We start from the raw sequence: 8,127 nt of genomic DNA, 5'->3' as shown, positions 1-8,127 counted from the left end.
TTATTGCTCTGCCCCCGGCAGGGTCGGCTTTCTTCTCGTTAGTCTTCTTTGCCGAAGCAAAGAAGAGTGACCGGCAGCCCCCCGCAGKGGGGATGTCGTATGGCTGTTGGGTGCAATAGCCATCGCCGCCCAAAGAAACAGCGACCACCCCGAAAGTGACGAATCCGCCCACCCTACCGCGCTAAAATACGCCGCTTTTCAAAGCCGCCCAGCGCGTCAGGAGTACCCGCCGATGAGTCTGTTCCGCACCAAGAACATCGAGGCCATGCTGGCCGCTGCCCGCGACGACGGCCTGAAAAAAGTGCTCGGTCCCGTTGACCTGATCCTGATGGGAATCGGCGCCATCATCGGCACCGGCATCTTCGTGCTGACGGGCACCGGCGCGCTCACGGCCGGCCCGGCGCTGACCGTGTCCTTCGTGATCGCCGCACTGGCCTGCGGGTTTGCCGCGCTCTGCTATGCCGAGTTCGCGTCCGCGATCCCCGTCTCCGGCTCCATCTACACCTACAGCTACGCCACGCTCGGCGAGATCGTGGCGTGGATGATCGGCTGGGACCTGCTGCTTGAGTATGGGCTAGCGACCTCGGCGGTGTCGGTGGGGTGGTCGGGCTATTTCCAGTCGCTGATGGCAGGCTTCGGCATTCACCTGCCGGTCATGCTCACCGCCGCACCCGGTGCTGTGCCGGGCGCGCAGACGCTGTTCAACCTGCCCGCTGCCGTGATCATGCTGCTGATCACCTGGATCGTGTCCTACGGCGTGCGCGAGTCGGCGCGCCTGAACAACGTGATGGTGGCCATCAAGATCGCGGTGGTGCTGCTCTTCATCGCAGTGGGCGTGTGGCACGTCAAGCCGGCCAACTGGCATCCGTTCGCGCCCTTCGGGCTGGACGGCATCTTCAATGCGGCGGCGCTGGTGTTCTTCGCCTTCATTGGCTTCGACGCCGTCACCTCGGCCGCGGAGGAAGTCCGCAACCCGCGCCGCGACCTGCCTATCGGCATCATCGGCTCGCTGGCCGTGTGCACCGTGCTGTACGTGACGGTTGCGGCCATCATGACGGGCATCGTGCCCTTCGCCAAGTTCGCCGGCATCGATCACCCGGTCTCGCTTGCGCTGCAGTATGCCGGGCAGAACTGGGTGGCGGGCTTCGTCGATCTTGGCGCCATCCTGGGCATGACCACGGTGATCCTGGTGATGACCTTCGGCCAGACACGCATCATCTTCGCCATGTCGCGCGACGGCCTGCTGCCGGAGCGCTTGTCGAAGGTGCATCCCGTGCATGCCACGCCGTTCTTCGCCACCTGGACGGTGGGCATCGTGTTCGCGTTTATCGCGGCGTTCGTGCCGCTCAACGTGCTGGCGGAGCTCATCAATATCGGCACGTTGTCGGCCTTCACGCTGATCTCGGTGGCGGTGCTGGTGCTGCGCAAGACCCGGCCGGACCTGCCGCGCGCTTTCCGCTGCCCCGGTGTGCCGGTGGTGCCGCTGCTGTCCGTGGGCTTCTGCCTGTTCCTGATGGCTCACCTGCAGGCGCTGACCTGGATCGCGTTCACCAGCTGGCTGGCGATCGGGCTGGCCATCTACTTCCTCTACGCGCGCCGCAACGCGGTGCTGCACGGCGGCTGACGCCGCCCCCGTTACAGTTCGCGCGCGCCGGCCTCCCGCAGGAACGCCAGCGCGCGTGGCTCCTCGACAAACGCGGAGTTGATGCGGATCCAGGCCGAGGTTTCGCCGCCCGGCCGGAAGTAATTGCCGGGCGCCAGCGTCACGCCGTGCCGCTCCGCGAGCGTCACCAGTTCGCGTGAATCATCGATTCCGAGTGCGCGTGCCCATAGGAAATTGCCCCCCGCCGGTTCGCAAAACACCTCCCAGCCAAACTCGCCCAGGCGCCGCACCGCGCCGGCGGTCGCCTGCCGCACCCGCAGGCGCAGCCGCTCCATGTATTTGCGATAGGCGCCCCGCTCCAGCAAGGCCGTGGTGACGGCTTCCGCGAAATGCGAGCCGGCCACGCTGGTCAGCACCTTCACGTCCACCAGTTCCTTCACCAGCGCCTTGTCGGCGACCAGGTAGCCGATCCGCAGCGAGGCCGACACCGTCTTGGAAAAGCCACCGATATAGATCACATGTTCGAGCTGGTCCAGCGTGGCCAGGCGATCGGTGAAGTGGGTCTGGAAGTCCGAGAAGATATCGTCCTCGACAAAGCGGAAGCCATGCCGCCGTGCCAGTTCGAGCAGGCGGAATGCCACCGGCGGCGCCAGGGTCGAGCCGGTCGGGTTCTGCAGCACGCTGTTGGTGAAGAACAGCTTGGGCTTGTGCTCGCGGAGCAACGCCTCCRCGGCGTCCGGGTCCGGGCCATTGCGGGTTTGCGGCACGCCCACCAGCCGCACGCCGTGCAGGCGCAGCAGGCCGAACAGGTTGTAGTAGCCGGGGTCTTCCACGAATACCGTATCGCCTGGCTTGAGCAGGCGGCGCACCACCAGGTCCAGCGCCTGGCTGGCGCCGGTGGTGATCAGTACCTGCGGCAGTTCGGCGGCGATGCCAAGTTGCCGCACGCGGGTCAGCACATGCTGGCGCAGTTCCGGAAGGCCCATCGGCGTGGCGTAATGGATCACGCTGCAGACGTCGGTGCGCGAGACCTGGCGGATCGCCTGCGTCAGCCCGTCCAGGTCGCGCCAGGTTTCGGGTACGAAGCCGCCCGCCAGCTTGAGGGTGGCGCTGGGGTGATTGAACTGCTCCAGGATATGGTCCGACAGGTCCTCGGCCAGCTTCGGGTCCGACCAGCCATTGGCGGCGCGCGCCAGCAGCGGGCTGTCCGCGACGAAGAAGCCCGAGCCGTGGCGGGAGTCGAGCAGGCCCTGCGACACCAGCCGGTCATAGGCCTCGATCACCGGGAATCGGCTGATGCCGTGCTCCGCCGCCAGTTGGCGGATCGACGGCAGGCGGGCGCCGGGACGCACCTCGCGCGTGCTGATCCAGGTCTTGACCTCGTTGACGATCTGGTCGGTCAGGGGCACGCCGGTGGCGGGGACTAGGGTCAGCTTCATGACGGGCGCGCTTGCAAAGTGTCAGGAAAAACTACTGAACAGTGCATGGAAAACTGTTCGCAACTGTTCATGGGATTGTAGTAGCCGCTGTGAATAATGGAAGGCATGCGGAGGAGGGGGCCGGCACCGGCCAGGCCGGGCGGCACGAGACATCACCGCAATGCAGAAAGGAGTAGCGAAATGCGCGAACTACGGATCTTCGAACTGGATGAACCCGGCCGGCCGGTGTGCTGGCGCGCCCCCGAAGGGCAGAGCGTCAAGGTGCTGGAAGGGCGCCTGTGGCTGACACTGGAGGGCCATCACGCCGATATCTGGCTGCTGCCGGGCGCCGTGTACGCACTGCCGGCCGGCGCGACGGTATGGCTGTCGGGCGAGAGCGAAGGCGCGCGCTTCACGCTCGCCGAGTCGGCCGCCCCCCTGTGGTGGCGCTGGCTGGGCGGGATGACTGGCGCGCTGAAGCGCCGGTTTGCCGAGCGCCGGGGCAACGGCGCGGGCGAATGCCCGGAGCCGGGTCTCTGACGTGATGCAGGCTGGCTCGCGCGGGCACGTGGCCCCGCGCCGGCCGGCAACGGGCGCGCCGGTTCCCGGCCCGCCCACGGAGCCCGAGGCCGCTTGCGCGCGCCGCGGATGCCGCCGCCCCGCCCGTTTTCTCCCTCAGAATCCATCACACCGTCTCGCCAACTGTGCGAGGATGTTCGTCATGGCAGCCCGCGCCGCGCGGCAAGCAGGGTGTCCCTGGCTTGATTGCCGTTAACGTAAACGTCATATAATCAAGCCGCCGGGCCGGCGCCAGCCAGACCGTTCGCATGCGGGATCCGAGCCGACTCCAGAGCGGCAGACATGGGCGTCAAGCGAGCAGCCAGAACACCGAACATGGTGGAGACAAATGACCGATCTTTCCGATGTGCAGAAGGGCGCCCAACCCGGCGTTTCCCATCAGGCGCAGGGACCGAAAGGCCCCGTCAACAAAGTGCGCTTCGTCACCGCGGCCTCGCTGTTCGACGGCCACGATGCCTCCATCAACATCATGCGGCGCATCCTGCAGTCTTCGGGCTGCGAGGTGATCCACCTGGGGCATAACCGCTCGGTGCAGGAAGTGGTCAGTGCGGCTCTGCAGGAAGACGTGCAGGGCATCGCCATTTCCAGCTACCAGGGCGGGCACGTCGAGTACTTCAAGTACATGATCGACCTGCTGCGCCAGCGTGGCGGCGGGCACATCCAGCTATTCGGCGGCGGCGGGGGCGTGATCGTGCCGGACGAGATCCGCGAACTGCAGGCCTATGGCGTGGCGCGCATCTTCAGCCCGGAAGACGGCCAGCGCCTGGGCCTGGCGGGCATGATCGCAGACATGGTGCAGCGCTGCGATATCGACCTCGCGCGTTATGCGCCGACCACGCTCGACGCGGTGAAGGGCGGCGACCGCCGTGCGCTCGCGCAAGTGATCACCGCGCTGGAAAACGGCAAGGCGGAACCGTCGCTGGCCGATGCGCTGCGCACCGAAGCGGCAAAGGTCAAGACGCCCGTGCTGGGCATCACCGGCACCGGCGGCGCCGGCAAGTCCTCGCTGACCGATGAACTGATCCGCCGCATCCGGCTGGACCAGCAGGATGCGCTGTCGATCGCGGTGATCTCGATCGATCCCTCGCGCCGCAAATCCGGCGGCGCGTTGCTGGGCGACCGCATCCGCATGAATGCGATCAATCATCCGAACATCTTCATGCGCTCGCTGGCCACGCGCGAGGCCGGCTCCGAGATTTCGCAGGCGCTGCCGGATGTGCTGGCAGCGTGCAAGGCGAGTGGCTTCGACCTGATCATCGTCGAGACCTCGGGCATCGGCCAGGGCGATGCGGCCATCGTGCCGCATGCGGACCTGTCGCTGTACGTGATGACGCCCGAGTTCGGCGCCGCCAGCCAGCTCGAGAAGATCGACATGCTGGACTTCGCCGACTTCGTCGCCATCAACAAGTTCGACCGCAAGGGCGCGCGCGACGCGTGGCGCGACGTGGCCAAGCAGGTGCAGCGCAACCGCGAGCAGTGGCATGCAAAGCCCGAGGAGATGCCGGTGTACGGCACCCAGGCGTCCCGCTTCAACGACGACGGCGTCACCATGCTCTACCAAGGCCTGCGCGAAGCGCTGTGCGCGCGCGGCATGCGCGCGCCGGCTGGCGTGCTGCCGCTGCTGAGCGGACGCATCTCCACCGGGCAGAACGTGATCGTGCCGCCGGCGCGCAACCGCTACCTGGCGGAGATCGCCGACACCATGCGCGCTTACCACCGCCGCGTGGACGCGCAAAGCCGGCTGGCGCGCGAGCGCCAGCAACTGCGCGAGGCGCGCCGCATGCTGCTGGCCGCGCCGGAGCCAACGCCGGGCGATGCCGCCGACGCGCTGCAGGCGCTCGCCGCGGAGCGCGACGCCGCGCTGGGGGCGCAGGAGCGCAAGCTGTTGGCGATGTGGCCGGAGATGCGCAAGGCCTATAGCGGCGATGAGTACGTGGTGAAGATCCGCGACAAGGAAATCCGCACCACGCTCACCACCACCACCTTGTCCGGCACTACGGTGCGCAAGGTGGTGCTGCCTCGCTTCGAGGACGATGGCGAAGTGCTCAGGTGGCTGATGCGCGAGAACGTGCCCGGCAGCTTCCCCTATACCGCCGGCGTGTTCGCCTTCAAGCGCGAGAACGAAGATCCCACCCGCATGTTCGCGGGCGAGGGCGATGCCTTCCGCACCAACCGCCGTTTCAAGCTGGTCTCCGAGGGCATGGATGCCAAGCGCCTGTCCACCGCCTTCGACTCGGTCACGCTGTACGGCGAGGATCCGCATACGCGACCGGATATCTACGGCAAGGTCGGCAATTCGGGTGTGTCGATCGCCACGCTCGACGACATGAAGGTGCTGTACGACGGCTTCGACCTGACCAGCCCGTCGACCTCCGTGTCGATGACCATCAACGGGCCCGCGCCCACCATCCTGGCGATGTTCATGAACACCGCCATTGACCAGCAGCTCGACAAGTTCCGCGCCGACAACGGCCGCGATCCCACCAGCGACGAGGAGGCCAAGATCCGCGCGTGGGTGCTGCAGAACGTGCGCGGCACGGTGCAGGCCGACATCCTCAAGGAAGACCAGGGGCAGAACACCTGCATCTTCTCCACCGAGTTCTCGCTCAAGGTGATGGGCGATATCCAGGCCTACTTCGTGCATCACCAGGTGCGCAATTTCTACTCGGTGTCGATCTCCGGCTATCACATCGCGGAGGCCGGCGCGAACCCCATCTCGCAACTGGCATTCACGTTGTCCAACGGCTTCACCTATGTGGAGGCGTATCTCGCGCGCGGCATGCATATCGACGATTTCGCGCCCAACCTGTCGTTCTTCTTCTCCAACGGCATGGACCCGGAATACAGCGTGATGGGCCGCGTGGCGCGCCGTATCTGGGCCGTGACGATGCGTGACAAATACGGCGCCAACGAACGCAGCCAGAAGCTCAAGTACCACATCCAGACGTCCGGCCGCTCGCTGCATGCGCAGGAGATCGACTTCAACGATATCCGCACCACGCTGCAGGCGTTGATCGCGATCTACGACAACTGCAATTCGCTGCACACCAACGCCTACGACGAAGCCATCACCACGCCCACCGGCGAATCGGTGCGCCGCGCGCTGGCTATCCAGCTCATCATCAACCGCGAATGGGGCGTGGCCAGATGCGAGAACCCCAACCAGGGCAGCTTCCTGATCGACGAGCTGACCGATCTGGTGGAGGAGGCGGTGATGCAGGAGTTCGAGCGCATCGCCGAGCGCGGCGGCGTGCTGGGGGCGATGGAGACCGGCTACCAGCGCGGCAAGATCCAGGAGGAGTCGCTGYRCTACGARCAGCGCAAGCATGACGGCACGCTGCCCATCATCGGCGTCAACACCTTCCGCAATCCCAACGGCGAGCCCGCCACGCAGACGCTCGAACTGGCGCGTTCCAGCGAGGAGGAGAAGCAGGGGCAACTCGCGCGGCTGGCGGATTTCCATGCGCGCMATGCGGATGCGGCGCCTGCGACGCTGCAGCGTTTGCGCCAGGCCGTGATCGACAACGACAATGTGTTCGCGGTGCTGATGGATGCGGTGCGCGTGTGCTCGCTGGGGCAGATCACCCATGCGCTGTTCGAGGTGGGAGGACAGTACCGGCGCAATATGTGATGTGTCGGCCAGGGGCTGTTTCATGCGGGGCCCCTGCGTTAAACTTGACGTTTGCGTAAGGCCATAACGCCGCCATAACGCCGCCATAACGCGGCCATGGCGCGGCCGCCAAGCGCCAGGGCCAAGCCAATACCAAGACAAGATCAAGACAAGATCAAGACAAGACCAATCAGGAGCACCGTGTACGATCCCAACAATATCTTCGCCCGCATCCTGCGTGGCGAATTGCCTTGCAACAAGGTGTATGAAGACGCCGACACCGTTGCCTTCATGGACATCATGCCCCAGTCCGACGGGCACGTATTGGTGGTGACCAAGGAGCCGGCCGCGGAGATCTTCGACCTCTCCGACGCCGGCGCCGAAGCCGCCATCCGCACCACCAAGCGCGTAGCCCGCGCGGTGCGCGCCGCCTTCAGGCCGGAYGGCATCTCGATCGGCCAGTTCAACGGCAGCGCCGCGGGCCAGACCGTCCCGCACGTGCATTTCCACATCGTGCCCCGCTATGCCGACCGCACGCTGCGCGGCCACGGCACGGACATGCAGGATCCGGAAATCCTCAGCCAGCACGCCGATCGCATCATCGCCGCGCTGCGCGACGCCTGACCCTATGAACCACCGGCCCGCCGCACCCGCGGCGGGCCGGATCTGCATCAAGCAACCAGCAACAAGGAAGAGAAGATGGGAATAAGGACAGTTGGCATCGTAGGCGCCGGCACCATGGGTAACGGCATCGCGCAAGCATGCGCCGTAGTGGGCCTGGACGTGGTGATGGTGGACATCAGCGACGCAGCGGTGAACAAGGGCATCGCCACCGTTGCGGGCAGCCTGGACCGCCTGATCAAGAAGGACAAGATCAGCGAAGCCGACAAGGAAGCCGCACTGGCGCGCATCAAGGG

The 8,127-nt window shown here is 66.0% G+C and carries 6 protein-coding genes; 5 read left to right on the top strand and 1 reads right to left on the bottom strand.

Annotation, left to right across the window (positions count from 1 at the left end; all coding sequences use genetic code 11):
• The first annotated feature begins 232 nt into the window (after positions 1 to 232).
• Positions 233 to 1,624, top strand: coding sequence for an amino acid permease (locus AC1DKD_RS36400; protein ID WP_441630677.1), 1,392 nt, complete (start codon positions 233 to 235; stop codon positions 1,622 to 1,624).
• An 11-nt stretch (positions 1,625 to 1,635) separates the two neighbouring features.
• Here AC1DKD_RS36400 and AC1DKD_RS36395 read toward each other — a convergent pair whose 3' ends face one another.
• Positions 1,636 to 3,042 (bottom strand): aminotransferase-like domain-containing protein, encoded by a 1,407-nt coding sequence (locus AC1DKD_RS36395; RefSeq protein ID WP_477144374.1) that lies wholly within the window; start codon positions 3,040 to 3,042, stop codon positions 1,636 to 1,638.
• A 180-nt stretch (positions 3,043 to 3,222) separates the two neighbouring features.
• Between AC1DKD_RS36395 and AC1DKD_RS36390 the strand changes: the two genes are divergently transcribed.
• From AC1DKD_RS36390 to AC1DKD_RS36375, 4 genes are all read left to right on the top strand, one after another.
• Entirely contained in the window at positions 3,223 to 3,561 is a 339-nt protein-coding gene (locus AC1DKD_RS36390; RefSeq protein WP_441630680.1) for a DUF2917 domain-containing protein, read from the top strand.
• Positions 3,562 to 3,928: 367 nt separating this feature from the next.
• On the top strand, positions 3,929 to 7,231 hold the full coding sequence (gene icmF, locus AC1DKD_RS36385) for a fused isobutyryl-CoA mutase/GTPase IcmF (RefSeq protein WP_477144373.1): 3,303 nt from the start codon (positions 3,929 to 3,931) through the stop codon (positions 7,229 to 7,231).
• 180 nt (positions 7,232 to 7,411) lie between these two features.
• Positions 7,412 to 7,834, top strand: coding sequence for an HIT family protein (locus tag AC1DKD_RS36380; RefSeq protein WP_441630684.1), 423 nt, complete (start codon positions 7,412 to 7,414; stop codon positions 7,832 to 7,834).
• A 75-nt stretch (positions 7,835 to 7,909) separates the two neighbouring features.
• On the top strand, positions 7,910 to 8,127 hold a 218-nt coding region (locus AC1DKD_RS36375; protein WP_477144372.1), incomplete at its 3' end, for a 3-hydroxyacyl-CoA dehydrogenase NAD-binding domain-containing protein.

This window comes from Cupriavidus sp. 05T313 (assembly GCF_056396665.1).
The sequence above is the reverse complement of the archived record's forward strand: the minus strand, read 5'-3'. Positions and strand labels throughout refer to the sequence as shown.